Annotated in this window: 11 protein-coding genes; 1 reads left to right on the forward strand and 10 read right to left on the reverse strand. The window is 59.7% G+C overall.

Translation table 11 applies throughout. From position 1 onward, the window contains the following. Positions 1 to 9 precede the first annotated feature (9 nt). Genes BA177_RS13550 through BA177_RS13560 form a run of 3 tightly spaced genes read right to left on the reverse strand, consistent with a single transcriptional unit; the run spans position 10 to position 4,250 of the window. Positions 10 to 798 carry a phosphoadenylyl-sulfate reductase gene (locus BA177_RS13550; RefSeq protein WP_082990113.1) on the reverse strand — a complete coding sequence of 263 codons (789 nt, stop codon included), beginning with the start codon at positions 796 to 798 and terminating at the stop codon, positions 10 to 12. After that, complete coding sequence (gene cysI, locus BA177_RS13555; protein ID WP_068617072.1) at positions 798 to 2,474, reverse strand: assimilatory sulfite reductase (NADPH) hemoprotein subunit; 1,677 nt, start codon at positions 2,472 to 2,474, stop codon at positions 798 to 800. The genes BA177_RS13550 and cysI overlap by 1 nt, the downstream gene beginning before the upstream one ends. 9 nt (positions 2,475 to 2,483) lie before the next feature. Further along, positions 2,484 to 4,250 (reverse strand): diflavin oxidoreductase, encoded by a 1,767-nt coding sequence (locus BA177_RS13560; protein ID WP_068617074.1) that lies wholly within the window; start codon positions 4,248 to 4,250, stop codon positions 2,484 to 2,486. A 456-nt stretch (positions 4,251 to 4,706) separates the two neighbouring features. Here BA177_RS13560 and BA177_RS13565 point away from each other — a divergent pair, with 456 nt between their 5' ends. Further along, positions 4,707 to 5,249: a hypothetical protein gene (locus BA177_RS13565; RefSeq protein WP_068617076.1), complete on the forward strand. Its 543-nt coding sequence runs from the start codon at positions 4,707 to 4,709 to the stop codon at positions 5,247 to 5,249. Positions 5,250 to 5,321: 72 nt separating this feature from the next. Here the strand turns inward: BA177_RS13565 and BA177_RS13570 are convergent, their stop codons facing one another. The 7 genes from BA177_RS13570 to BA177_RS19050 form a co-directional block, all read right to left on the reverse strand. Continuing rightward, positions 5,322 to 8,948, reverse strand: a complete 3,627-nt coding sequence (locus tag BA177_RS13570) for a LamG domain-containing protein (RefSeq protein WP_197493049.1) — start codon at positions 8,946 to 8,948, stop codon at positions 5,322 to 5,324. A 95-nt stretch (positions 8,949 to 9,043) separates the two neighbouring features. Further along, entirely contained in the window at positions 9,044 to 9,415 is a 372-nt protein-coding gene (locus tag BA177_RS13575) for a hypothetical protein (protein WP_082990114.1), read from the reverse strand. Between the two features lie 43 nt (positions 9,416 to 9,458). After that, positions 9,459 to 10,316, reverse strand: a complete 858-nt coding sequence (locus tag BA177_RS13580) for a type II secretion system protein (protein WP_068617081.1) — start codon at positions 10,314 to 10,316, stop codon at positions 9,459 to 9,461. Positions 10,317 to 10,320: 4 nt separating this feature from the next. Further along, positions 10,321 to 10,779 (reverse strand): type IV pilus modification PilV family protein, encoded by a 459-nt coding sequence (locus BA177_RS13585; protein WP_068617083.1) that lies wholly within the window; start codon positions 10,777 to 10,779, stop codon positions 10,321 to 10,323. After that, positions 10,776 to 11,300 carry a type II secretion system protein gene (locus BA177_RS13590; RefSeq protein ID WP_082990115.1) on the reverse strand — a complete coding sequence of 175 codons (525 nt, stop codon included), beginning with the start codon at positions 11,298 to 11,300 and terminating at the stop codon, positions 10,776 to 10,778. Before BA177_RS13590 ends, BA177_RS13585 begins: the two co-directional genes overlap by 4 nt. A 3-nt stretch (positions 11,301 to 11,303) precedes the next feature. Further along, positions 11,304 to 11,759, reverse strand: coding sequence for a type II secretion system protein (locus tag BA177_RS18945; RefSeq protein ID WP_231892449.1), 456 nt, complete (start codon positions 11,757 to 11,759; stop codon positions 11,304 to 11,306). Between the two features lie 98 nt (positions 11,760 to 11,857). Then, entirely contained in the window at positions 11,858 to 12,289 is a 432-nt protein-coding gene (locus BA177_RS19050; protein WP_068617085.1) for a type II secretion system protein, read from the reverse strand. Positions 12,290 to 12,292: the final 3 nt, after the last annotated feature.

A 12,292-nucleotide genomic window follows, 5' to 3' on the forward strand; every position in this document is an offset into this window, starting at 1 on the left:
GCAACGTCCTCAGACCGACTTCAGGTCGATCTCGTGCAAACCGCATTCCCGTTTCAATCCAAAGAAGCGGGTATCTTCCACACTGCCCGCTTCAGCGAGCCGCCGGGTTGTGTGATGGTCGCCAATACTGACATAACCTTTTTCCCATAACGGGTGATACGGCAAGTCATGTGCCCGCAGGTATTGATAAACATCGCGATCGGTCCAGTCGGCGATCGGATGCACTTTCACCCGCTCCCCGGCCCATTCGATGAAGGCCTGTTCGGCGCGACTGCTCGACTGCGAACGGCGTAATCCTGCGTACCAGGTGCCCACCGACAAGTCCCGCAATGCACGTTTCATCGGTTCGACTTTCACTTCGTCGTTGTAGGCCTCTATGCCTGCACGGCCTTGCAGCCAGCGTTGACCGTGCCGCGCTTCCTGCCAGGCCGGTGATACCGGTGCGCGGTAGATATGCAGATTCAGATTGAGACGCGCCTGCATTTCGTCGATGAACCGGTAGGTTTCCGGAAACAGGTATCCGGTATCGACGATAACCACCGGAATCTCCGGCATTTCCCGAGTCAGCAAATGCAGCATCACCGCCGACTGTGCGCCAAAGCTGGACGAGATCACGTGATTGGCTGGCAAATGCTCCAGTGACCAGCGAACACGTTCTGTCGCCGACATGCCTGCGAACTTGCGATTGCAAAACTCCCGCGATGCGGCGCGGGTTGCCCGCGGTCCGTACGCCTCGTAGCGCTGTGTCGCGGACTCAACGGCACTGAGGGTTTGCTTTTTGCAGGTCGAGACCGGCATCAGGCTTGCTCCCCGGCCGGCAACAGGCGGTGCACGAAATCGCCAAACGGCTCTGAATTCTGGCGCTCCCGTGCGAAACGTTCGAACCAGTGGTCCAGTGTCGCCAGCAATGTTTTCTCATCGGCGTTCTCGTGCACCAGCCGATTGAGCCGGTAGCCGAACGGGTCGCCACCCAGAAACAGGGCGTAATACCCCGGCGCGCGACCGACCAACGCAATCTCTGCCAGAAAAGGGCGCGCGCAGCCATTCGGGCAACCCGTGATACGCAGCGATATCGGTTCGTTCGCCAGCCCGTTCTTTGCCAGCAAGGCATCCGTCTGGCCGACGAAATCATTGAGGTAGCGTTCCGCTTCAGCCATGGCCAGCCCACAGGTTGGCAAGGCAACGCAGGCCAGCGCCTGCTGCCGCAACGGCGTGATGTGCTGCAGCTTGTCGATGCCGTGCTCTGCCAGCAGCTTTTCAATCAGCGCTTTGTCATCCGCTTTGATATTGCTGATGATCAGGTTTTGATTGGCAGTAACCCGGAATTCAACACGCTCGGTCGCCGCAACGGCCCTGAGGCCCGCGCGTACCCGGGCACGGTCGTTGTCCAGCACCCGGCCCTCGGGAATGAACAGGCTCAGATGCCACAGCCCTTGCAGGTCCTGCTGCCAGCCGAAGCGGTCGCCACGACTGTCAAAGCGGAACCCGGCGGGCGCGGCAAGTACAAAGCCAAGGCGCCGCGACAATTCTTCCGTAAACCAGTCCAGACCGCGATCATCGATCGTGTACTTCAGGCGCGCATGTTTGCGATTGGTTCGATCACCAAAATCGCGCTGCAAGGCCACCACGTGCTCAGCGACGGTTACCGCCTGTTCCGGCGTGCAGAAGCCGATGACATCGGCGACGCGCGGGTAGGTTTCCGGCTCGCCGTGGGTCATGCCAAGACCGCCACCCACAGTGACGTTGAAGCCGATCAGCTCGCCGTCTTTCTCAATGGCAATGAAACCCAGGTCCTGCGAAAAGATATCGATATCGTTTGACGGCGGAATCACCACACCGATCTTGAATTTACGGGGCAGATAAGTCGTGCCGTACACCGGTTCGTAGTCTTCACCGCCTTCGACCCGTTTTCCGTCGAGCCAGATCTCGTGATAAGCACGGGTCTTGGGCAACAGGTGTTCACTGATCTCTTTTGCTTTGGCGTAGGCCGTCGCATGCAGCGGACTCAACTCCGGGAGCGACGTGCACATCACATTGCGATTGACATCACCGCAGGCCGCAATCGTATCCAGCAATGCGTCATTGATACTGCGCATGGTCGGTTTCAGGTTACGTTTGATGACCGCGTGAAACTGGAACGTCTGCCGGGTTGTCAAACGCAAGGTGTTGTTGGAGTACGCGCCTGCAATATCATCGAGCTGCAGCCATTGTTTTGCCGTTGCAACACCACCGGCCATGCGCACGCGGATCATAAAACTGTAAAGTGGCTCCAGCTTGCGGCGCTGGCGTTCCGCACGCAGGTCGCGGTCATCCTGCTGGTAAAAACCGTGGTACTTGGTCAGCTGGATGTCGTCATCGGACAACGCACCGGTCGCGTCATCGGCGAGGCCATCAACAATTGTGCCGCGCAAATAGTTGCTGCGTTGCTTGATACCCTCAACCGGGCTTAGTTTTTCGGTAGTTGCTTTGCTCATCAAAGTCACTCAGTACACGTCACGCTGATAACGACCAGCGGTCTTCAGTTCGGCCAGAGACTCGATAGCTTGCTCCGGCGTTAGCCCGCCCTGCGTTTCGAATACATTCTGCAAGGCCAGGTGCACATCGTTCGCCATGTAGTCGGCATCGCCGCAAACGTACACATGTGCACCTCGCTGCAACCAGGCCCACAGTGTCGCGGCCTGCTCGGCGATACGGTGTTGCACGTAGACTTTGTTTGCCTGATCGCGCGAGAAGGCGACGTCGAGGCGCGCCAGAATGCCGTCCTTCCGGTGGCGCAACCACTCCAGCTGATAAAGGAAGTCGCTGGCGAAGTGCCGGTCGCCATAGATCAGCCAATTGTCGCCACGGTGGCCGAGTTCGCGACGGTGCTCGACAAAGGCCCGATAGGGTGCAACGCCGGTGCCGGCACCAATCATGACAATCGGGGTGCTGGAATCCTCGGGCAGACGGAAATGGTCATTGCGTTCAATGTAAACCGGCACGGACTCGTGCCCGGCGGTCAGATAATTTGATGCGGCGCCCCAGTGATCGCGTCCATAGAGCTGGTAACGAACCTGCGCCACCGTCAGGTGCACCTCACCCGGATTCGCATCCGGACTGGAGGCGATGGAGTAGAGCCGCGGCGTCAGACTGCGCAGTTGATCGACAAACTCCTGCGCACTCCACTGCAACGGATAGTCGCTGAGGGCATCGATGACCTGGCGGGTCTTGAACCAGCGATTGAGCGTATCCCGGTCAGCCAGCACACCGGCAATCCCGGCGTGGTCGTTGGCAAGATGGCTCAGGAGCGGCTTGCTAAGCACACTGATTTCCTTGTGCGCGCTCAGCACTTCGGACAACGGCAGATCGTCGCCGCCAAGATTAACGGTTGCATCTGCCGACAAGCCGGTGGCTTTCAGTACTGCAGCCACCAGCGGCGGTGGGTTCTGCGCGATGATGCCGAGCGAGTCTCCCGGCAGGTAGCTGACGCCAGCCTCTTCGATATCGAGTTCGATGTGATGCACCGCCTTGCTGGAACCCGGACCGGTAATGATCTGATCGGTCAGGATGTCTGCCTGATACGGTCGATCGCGGGAAACACGCGGCTTGTTTTCAACGGCACGCAAACGAGCCGGTGCCGCTGGTGGTGTCTCCGCGGTCGCTTTATCGATGACCGAGCGCGCCCAGTCGGCCGCCGGTGCGTCATAGTCCAGATCGCAATCGATGCGTGCGGAGATGGCATTGGCGCCCAGTTCAGCCAGGCGCGCGTCAAAACGCTGCCCCATCAGGCAGAAGTCGGCGTAACTGGAATCACCAAGCGCCAGCACCGAGTAACTGAGCCCCGCCAGCGACGGCGCGCGCTTGCCGAACCAGTATTCGAAAAACAACTCGCAACCGTCCGGCGGCTCGCCCACACCGTGCGTTGCCACTACGAACAATGCACGACTCACGCGGGCCAGCGACTTCGGCTTCACGTCGCGCAGATCCTGAACCTCGACGGTCAGCCCGGCATCCCGTGCTTTGTCCGCCAGCGATTCCGCCACCCGACGACTGTTGCCGGTTTCCGTGGCGTAGTAGATATTCCAGACTTCCGCGACAACCGTGGCCGCCGGTACGCTTTGCGGCAACGCCGCCCCGCCTGCAAGTCCGGCCAGATAACCACTGGACCACAACAGCTGGTCGCGATCGAAACCGGCGACAGCCGCTTGCAATTGTTGTTGTACGTTGGCCGCCAGGGGCGGATCGATCATGGCCTGTTGCGCTGAACTCATGGTGCTTTCCCGGAGCAGATTTCAGAGGGGACGCTATAGGCTCCGGCCGCCAAGGTGAATGACCGAGTTCTTATCGCGACATAACTGCCAGCTATACGCGCGTCTGCGCCGCTTTCCCGCGTCACTACGCAGCGCGCAGCCAGCGCCAGCAATGAAGCAAGCCGCGGGCCGATACCTAACGGACAGTCCGGTTGCCGGCGCTCGCGGGGCGGTAAACCAGGGTCTGTCGGATATTTTTACAAAGCGCCACCAATGCGGCTGAACTGCGCCTTTACACGCTGCTTAAAGGATGACCAGCGACCGTCGGCAGTTGGCGACAGCGACAGACTGTGAAGCCGGTCACATTCCGTCGCCAGGGGACTGTCGGCAGGCTTTACGCCACCCCCACCGCAAATACTTAACTCATTGTTTTTAAATGATTAACCAAGCTGGCACAGCCCTTGCTTTATAGACCCCATGACTACTTCAAAGACCACCGTAACCGCCGCCCTCGTCGCCTTGTTGCTCAGTGTTCTGTGCCAGCCAGCCGTCGCAGGAAAATTCGACATTGTCATCAATGGCAAGTCTCACCACGTCAACGCTGACTACGACTGGAACGAGGAAAATCTGGGCCTCGGTCTGGAGTATGAGTTCCAGCCGACTTCGCGCTGGATCAAGACGCTCAACGCGAATTCGTTCGTCGACAGCCTCAACAACATGTCGTACATGGCGGGAGCCGGCATCAAACGCCGCCTGCTGTCCACCGACCGGTTTGGCGGCATGTACTTCGACGCAGGCGTTGTTGGCTTCCTGATGGCGCGCAAAGATATCAACGATTACCGGCCGTTCCCTGGCATCTTGCCGGCGGTTTCCATCGGCAATCGTTACGCCGGCATCAACCTGACCTACCTGCCGAAAAAAGCGGTGCATGACATGGCACACGCCAACGTCGTGGATCCGAACATCGGCGGCGTCATATTCATGCAATTCAAGTTCCGCATGGATGCGTTCACGTTCTGAGTACGCTGGCACTGCTGCGTCGGGTCCAGGGGTTTTGTGGCGCTTGCTGACAATGATCGGATGGCGCAGCGCTTAGTAGATTTCCCGGGTGTAGATGCGGCGGTCCTCGCCGCGGTAAATGCCGAAGGTCGCGGTGCCGGCGGGGTTCTCAAGTCCCGGGATCGCCGCGTTCCAGTCAAAGCGCAGCCATGCCGGAACATCAGCCGTCACTGTGGTACTGCCGTCATTGCCGCTGCCGGGTGCCAGCAGGTTCAGATTGAAATCACCGCCTAACGGCGGTTCGCGGTAACGCAAACCCGCCGGCCCCGCTGCCGCACAGGCGATGCCGCTGTCGCCGGGGCTGCCGTTTTCAATAGCGCAGGTCTCATTGGCCCCCAGATTGCCGCTGAACCCGCCGAGACTGAGGGTCAGGTCGGATGTGCAGCTGTCATCAGTATTCGCAATAAAGCCGGTAGCCGCATCCGCAAAGTATTCTGCAAGCATGGGTACTTGCAGATTGACCAGCTCGGAGCCGACCGCGCTCAGTAACCGAACCCGGCCATAACGCATTTCATTGCCGGCATTGAATGCCATGTCGGGGAACGTGACCGCATTGGTTTGCGCCGCCACACCGTCCGTATCGAAAACATCAATCGACAACGAGATATCGGCATCGAATGGCGCTTCCGGGACACCTTTGACAAACGCCAGACCTGTGCCGACCCCGAACGTCAGTGTTGCCTGACCGCCGCCAATAGCGGCAATGAGCGGATCAACCGCGGGGTCGGGCAGATTCCCGGTATCAAGATTGCCCGCTGCAGCCACGTAGCTGCGGCCATCAAGACTGCTGTTTTGCAGGCGAAAGTAAGCGCCCGTGTAATTCACAGTCGGCGTGTCGTCCGCCGCAACCGCAGTCACCGTAATCACAGGCGGTGTCACATAGACGAAGTTCTGACCGATGTAGCTGAACGCGCCACTCGTACAGGCCGTCGCAAACTCGGGCACGTTGGTCGCTGCGTTGAAGTGGTCGGGAATGAAACGGCCAACGTTGGCGGAGGGTGTACCGACAACATTGCCAGCGCCCAGGTAATCGCCGTCACCGACCTCCGGCGTTAACGAAATGATGCCGACTTCCGGCCAACTGAAATCCGTGCCCGTCGCCGTCCCGCCAACGAATGCGCCGAAACCAGTGGCAAAATTGATCGCCGGATTATTGCCGCCCAGCGGACTCAGCAACGTCGTTGTCAGTGTGACCGTTTCCGCGGCAGTTTCCTGTCCGTAGTTAGGTGTCACATCGCCATCGGCGTCCTGCGCCGATACGGAGACCGTAAACGGCGTGCCTGCCGCAACGAACGGTGCACCGCCGGCATCCGCGGCGGCCGGATTCGGATTGCCACCCGGATCCTGCACGCCACTCAGCACAAAGGTATACGGACGGACGACGAAAGCCCCGGTAGCCCCGCGGATACCGTTCGGCAGATTTGGGTCGGCAACGTTGTCGTCGTTGAAGTTCAGTCTGATCCGGCCCGCATCCTTGTATCGCGCGCTCACGACGGCCTGGCCGTTGTTGAAGACAACAGACTGGGTTCCGGCCGACGCTTCCGAGGTCGCCGCCGCAATACCGTCAACCGACGGCGCGATACTGCCCGCGACCGGATTTACGTAGTCATACCAAACCTGCAGATTGCGGGTGCCATCGTACGACTCGATAACCCCGCAGACGGGATCAGTCGGGGTTTGTCCGTACGCGGTCAGGTACACTGGAAAATCCACCGCGGCGGTCTGTGCCGCCGTGAACGCGGCGATCGTCGCCGGCGGCGGATTGGACAACGGCCCGGCGGTGACACTGAACCCACTGGCCGAGAACGTCATGAGTCCTTCAGCATCCGTATCCCGAATACCGGAGTCGGACGACTGGTAGACATCGATATCGAACACCGACGCCCCTTGCGGGTAACTCAGTGCGAAGACGACGTTCGGATCGTTAAGTGCCCATTGATAGGTCGCAATACCGTCATCGGGTGTCGCGTCGGTCAGTACGCCGGCCCCGCTTACCAGTGTCCAGCTGCCGTTGCCTGTTTGGGTATCGAGTGTCACTTCCGCCATGTAGTCCAGACGCGGCAAGCCGGCGATACTGTCCACCACACTGACTTCAATCGTTTCCGCAACGCAATGCAGGCCGTTATTGTCATGATTAATGACGAACTCTGCTGAGGCACAGGAAACACAAGGCCGTGTCCGGTTCATGTGAGCAGCCACTTCCGTTGCTGAAATGGCGCCGTCCCAAAACGTAAGTTCGTCTATATCGCCATTCCAGTAGCGTCCACGATTCTGCGAATTCTCACCGATGAACAGATCGTAGCTACTGTTATTGATCGCTGCTGTGTAATTGGCCGAATTAACGAGATTGCCATTGATGTAAATGCGCATGACGGATCGGTCGTAGGTCGCCGCCACGTGATACCAGACACCGGGTGTCGGTACGACATTGCTGTTCAGATCAGCGCCCCCGCAACCGCCGTTCAGCCCCAGCGTAAAGCCATAGCGCGTATTGCCGGGCAAATTGTCCGCAATTTCGCAGCCGCCGTTCAGGTGCAAACGATAACTGTTGTCGCCTTTGGCCAGGATCGCCTGCCAGTCACTCAAGCCACCGTTGTGGCGCACCCATACGGCCAGGCTCATCGCATCGGCAAAATCCAGTGCGGCGGTATCGGCCACCCGTACGTAAGCCGAGCTGCCGTTCAGTCCCGCGGCACTGCACAGCTGCCCGTTGGCTTCGACATCGACGCCGCCCTGCGTCGTGCCGTTAAGGCCATTCGGACCAACGTCCAGCACTGTGCTGCCGTTGAAACCCAGGGTGCAATCGTCCATTGGCCAGTCGGCAACGATGTTCGGCTGCGCGACCGCGCAACGGGTGATCTCTGCGTTGTCTCCGCCGTAGTACGCGGTACCGTCCGGCGATACCCATACGTCATAAATGTCGCTGCTCGCTTCGGTAGACTGATTCCAGCTACTGCCGTCGAAGTACAAGACCTGACCGTTGGCACCACCGGCATTGATCTGACTGCCATTGCCGTACAGGCCGCTCATGAACTGGCTGCTGGAGGCAATGACCTGGCAACTGCCGCCAGAGTAACGATAGATATCCTGACGTCGGACCAAATACACATTGCCCGAGTCGTCACCCCAGACATCCGTGAAATTATTGCCACTGCGGCATGAGTCTTCGCGCCCGGCCCACGTGCCCGTCGTCCGGTTGTAGATGTACAGTTCACCGCGATCGCTCATCGCGTAAATGAAGTTGGCATCGCCCCAGATGTCTTCGAGATCACGATTGTCGGTCCCAGCTGCGCCGCTCAGGTCGGACCAGCTCACGCCGTTGTACAACCAGATCTCGCCCCGGTCGCCAACCGCGTAAGCCTCTGTGGCGGACGCCGCCCAAACACCGAACAGATCGCGTGACGTGAAGCCGCTGCGATCCACCCATGCGCCACCGACCAGCTGCAACGCCACTCCACCGTCACCCACTGCAAATGCCGTCGCGGCGTTCACCACCTCGACGTCATTGAGATCATTGCCCGTCCCGCTGTTCATCGCCGACCAGCTTGAACCGTTGTAGCGGTAGATGTTGCCGTTATCGCCAACGCCGATGACGTTGTTGTCAGTGCTGCCGGATATGCCAAAAAACTCCTCAGTGCCTACAGTAGTCGTAGTACACACGGGTGCTGACTGCGCGAACGCCTCGTTCGCAGTGATTAGCACCAGAACCAGCAAGCCTTGTGCCGCAAGTCGACATATGCAATGAAAGCCGCGCATCACGTGGCATCCGTTACAGTGGTTCGGATACGTCGGGAAACATAGTCCGGCGTCCCGTACGCACCAGCTCGCGCAAATGCATCGATGGTGTAAACCGTGTTGGTTGCTGCGCCTTCGTTGTGCGTGGTACTGCTGCACGCCGTATCGACAACGAAACCCGCCAGCCCGCCTTCCGTGAGTGTCAGACTCTGATTGCCACAGTTGCCATTGACGAGTGCTGCGTAAATTGACGCTTCAACGCCGGCACGCGCAGCCGAGTAGGCACGCGCACCCTGTATCGCCAGTACCGTGGTCTGCTGCGACACCGCGGTCATACGCACGGCGACCGCACCCAGTGCGGCCAGCACAATCAACAGGAACAAGGCCGGCACTAGCGAGAACCCGCGCTGTGCGGACCTCGGTTGGAAGGATTGATCAGGGGACATTGTCAACATGCACCTGGTGAAGGAGAGCGACACGTTCGTTGCTATCGGCGACGGACATGGCGAGGGTGACGAGCCCGGCCCGCTGTGCCGTGCCCGGCGCATAAGCAATGTTGCAGGCAGCCACCCGGTCAGTCACCAGCACACGGTCCGCGCCAGCCGCCAGCAGTTCTGCATCACTGTCACGGTCACCCTGGTTGCTGGCGAGCGCGTAGCCTGTGTAACGATGCAAGGTGCCGGTCGCGGTATTGCACAGATAGCTTATCGGCCCGTCCAGCAAGAACAGGCGCTGGCCGGGCGAACCGTAGGCAAAGCGAAAGGCCGGGCTGAGCCGTATGTTGTCCTCGCCGGCCAGCGCATCAGCATCGATATCAATTTGTGTGCCTGGCGGGGTAATGACATTCGACATTTCGTAGGCATCAGCGCCGGGCACGCCCACGTTGTAAATGGAGAGGTAATGCGAACTGGATGAGAACGGTAGCGCTATTTGTGTGAACTGACCGATGCTGTTGAAGGCGTCGTCAGCACTGGCAAAATCCAGCTGGCGGTCCGCGTCACCGGGCGGCTGTTCGCGATAGCGAACGCCGTCGACCGAGTTCAGCATTTCAAGCGCGACGACAGCGCCGTTGCTGGTCACGCGCACACTGTTAGGCAACGCGCGGCGTATATCGCGAGCGATGCGACGCAGTGCGCTCTCGGACATATCGACAAGTTCGGCGCGCCGCGTTTGATCGGCGAAGCCCGCGACCGGGCCGGCGATGAACATTGCCATGAACGACACAACAATGCCGCTGATCGCAATCGTAACAACGAGTTCGACGAGCGTGAAGGCCTGTTGCTTGCGCTTCATGGCATCAGTAGCGGGTTCGATAACCGCTGAGAATCAGGTTTATTTCGGGACCGCGACTTACCACAACATCGACCCGCAGTGCGTCGGCTGACGGCACCGCCGGCAATGCTGACGTTGGGGTCACCGAGACGCTAATGGTGTAATCCGCGAGTGCAGCTATCGGATTGTCGAATTGATCTCTGGCCCCTGCGTCAAGCAATCCGTCGTAGTCGTCCATGTCGTCAAAGGCTGATCGGGCACCCTCGCCATCCACGCCGTCAGGATCCGAATAAGCACGCAACATGATCTCTTCGAGGTAGGCCTCGGCAATAGCCGACGCCTGATGCCGCACCATCGGATCGGCACTCGCACCGGTCGTCGTAGCGAGCAAGCCCAGTACTGTGCCAGCGGCGATACCTACGATGACGATGGATACCAGCAACTCGACCAGCGTCACGCCGCATTGACGGTCTTTGAATTTCATTGCGGCCCCCGCACGAGGCCACTTCCGGCCCGCAGATCCAGGCTGTGCGTGCCGACACTGATGACCGTATCGCCAGCCAGGTTGGTGCCGCCCGTCGCATCAAAAACAAAGGTCGTCGCAGGGCTGGCGGTTACGCCGGATGGAGCAACGCCAGACGCTGCTTGTCCAGTGGGTAAGCTCACGCTGACGGGGAACGTCGCATCGCCGGGGTTGCAATGCCCGGCCTGCGCCGTTTGTTGCGCAAGCGCATAAGTACTGGCACCGAGCGAAACCTGCACCCGGCAGCCACTGCCTACCGCGATCTTCTGTGCGTAGCGCAAGGCCGATGCCAGCTCTTCCGCATAAGCGCGTTCAGCAAAAGTCTGGTTATTGAAAAACCGCGGACCGGCAAGCGCACCGAGCACGCCGATTATTACAATGACCAGTATCAGCTCGACAATCGTCAAGCCTCGCTGTGCTCCACGCAGACACAGCAGACGCTGTCCGTTGCTGACGGAATGAGACAACGGCGTCCGCAACATGCCCTAGCACCCGCTAAGGTCGGTCGTGATATTCGGCGAGAAATTCACTACGGCGTCCTCATAGACGACAACGCAAGTCGCCGGGTTGGGCGCGCCGACACGACTGAACGTGGCCTGGTCGCCACCACCATTGACCGTCACGTTGTAGCCCGAGGTATCCGCGAGCGTCAAAGCGACATCGCTGGCATCCGGGTAGCCATTGGTCAGGTTAATGGCAACCCCTTCCATCGCGACCGGAGTTACGCCCTGGGCAATCCACAAGCTGTGCGCGAGCGCCGCGGCACCGCGTACACTGCCCGCCAGCCCCTGCGTCGTGGCAATCCGTGCCTCCCGCTCCAGCGATGCGAAGCGCGGGATCGCAAAAGCCGCGAGTATGCCCAGCAAGGCGATGACCACCACCAGCTCGATCAGTGTGAAGCCCGCCAATCGATCTTTCGTTTTCCTGTTCATGACATTCATGAGTGCCTCCTGTACTCGTACTGACTTAAGCCGGGCCGTACCGACCCGGACGCCGGGATCACTCTGCGGTGTCCCGGGCCCGAATCGCCCGGCAGACATCAGCAGCCGGCGGTTGACGGCGTTATCGTCGGCGCAGCGTTTGCCGCCGCTTCCTGATAGGTCACCTGACAGGTAGCCGGAGTGGCAGCGCCCGTTTTGGTAAACGTGGTCGTCGTACCGGCCACACTGGTGGTAAACCCACTGATATCAGCCAGGGTATCTTCGATCGTTGCGGCATCGGGATAGCCATTCGCCATGTCGATGCTGTTGCCTTCCATCAATACCGGAGTTGCACCGGTCGCCAGAAACAGGCCGTGCGACATGGCCGCTGCACTGCGCAGGCTGCCTGACAAGCCCTGTACGGTCGCCGCACGTGCTTCGCGTTCCAGTGAAGCAAATCGCGGGATCGCGAATGCCGCCAGGATGCCAAGCAAGGCGATAACGACGACCAATTCGATCAGCGTAAAACCGCGTGTTTTTAGACTATTCATTTC

The sequence above is a fragment of the Woeseia oceani genome, from assembly GCF_001677435.1.
Classification (GTDB): domain Bacteria; phylum Pseudomonadota; class Gammaproteobacteria; order Steroidobacterales; family Woeseiaceae; genus Woeseia; species Woeseia oceani.

Bases quoted from the DNA above. Each gene is read 5' to 3' on its own strand.
- BA177_RS13585 (WP_068617083.1), bottom strand. From the start codon at position 10,779: ATGAAATTCAAAGACCGTCAATGCGGCGTGACGCTGGTCGAGTTGCTG.
- BA177_RS13565 (WP_068617076.1), top strand. From the start codon at position 4,707: ATGACTACTTCAAAGACCACCGTAACCGCCGCCCTCGTCGCCTTGTTG.
- BA177_RS19050 (WP_068617085.1), bottom strand. From the start codon at position 12,289: ATGAATAGTCTAAAAACACGCGGTTTTACGCTGATCGAATTGGTCGTC.
- BA177_RS13580 (WP_068617081.1), bottom strand. From the start codon at position 10,316: ATGAAGCGCAAGCAACAGGCCTTCACGCTCGTCGAACTCGTTGTTACG.
- cysI (WP_068617072.1), bottom strand. From the start codon at position 2,474: ATGAGCAAAGCAACTACCGAAAAACTAAGCCCGGTTGAGGGTATCAAG.
- BA177_RS13560 (WP_068617074.1), bottom strand. From the start codon at position 4,250: ATGAGTTCAGCGCAACAGGCCATGATCGATCCGCCCCTGGCGGCCAAC.
- BA177_RS13590 (WP_082990115.1), bottom strand. From the start codon at position 11,300: ATGTTGCGGACGCCGTTGTCTCATTCCGTCAGCAACGGACAGCGTCTG.
- BA177_RS13550 (WP_082990113.1), bottom strand. From the start codon at position 798: ATGCCGGTCTCGACCTGCAAAAAGCAAACCCTCAGTGCCGTTGAGTCC.
- BA177_RS18945 (WP_231892449.1), bottom strand. From the start codon at position 11,759: ATGAATGTCATGAACAGGAAAACGAAAGATCGATTGGCGGGCTTCACA.